Source organism: Aerococcus sp. L_32 (assembly GCF_050689315.1).
Window position 1 is genome coordinate 1 of record NZ_JBOEQF010001125.1, and the last position, 598, is coordinate 598.

At 45.8% G+C, this 598-nt stretch carries 1 protein-coding gene and 1 pseudogene; one reads left to right on the top strand and one right to left on the bottom strand.

The window, feature by feature from the left end; translation table 11 throughout:
- Positions 1-172: pseudogene (locus ACRCJ0_RS18510) on the top strand (L-lactate dehydrogenase); the annotation flags it as partial.
- A 131-nt stretch (positions 173-303) separates the two neighbouring features.
- Here the strand turns inward: ACRCJ0_RS18510 and ACRCJ0_RS18515 are convergent.
- Positions 304-598 (bottom strand): ZIP family metal transporter (locus tag ACRCJ0_RS18515; protein ID WP_431391644.1); only part of this gene is annotated, 295 nt, incomplete at its 5' end.

A 598-nucleotide genomic window follows, 5' to 3' on the forward strand; every position in this document is an offset into this window, starting at 1 on the left:
GGGCGAATACGGCTATAACGGTAACGTTGCCCTATCAATGCCCTGTATTATTGGCGTTAATGGCGTGGAAAAACGACTACCCGTTAGCTTGAATGCTTGGGAAGAGGCAAGATTGCACGAGTCGGCAGCTTACATACAAAAAGCCATGCAAGATGCGGATGTGAAATTCTAACAGACAATCATTTTTTCAAAATACCTGTCTTAAATATACAAAAAATAACCCATCAACCTGGCGTACGCTGTTTGCGTCTGGTTGATGGGTTTTATCGCAATAGTTTTTTTACAAAGAGTTTTGCAAGGGATTTAACCTAAAGCAACGTCTAGGGTCATCATGACACCAAAGCCAATAAGTAGGGCGACGGTGGCGATATCTGAGTTACCATGCGATTGTGATTCTGGAATCAGTTGTTCCACACAAACGAAGATCATGGCACCTGCGGCAAAGGCTAGTGCGTAAGGTAAGATAACAGTCACTTGAGAAACCAGTAAAGCGCCTAAAGCGGCGCCGACGATTTCTACTAGGGCAGATGCTTGACCCAACTGGAAGGCACGCCATTTGCTGGCACCTTCTGCGCGGATTGGCATAGATAAGGCTGCC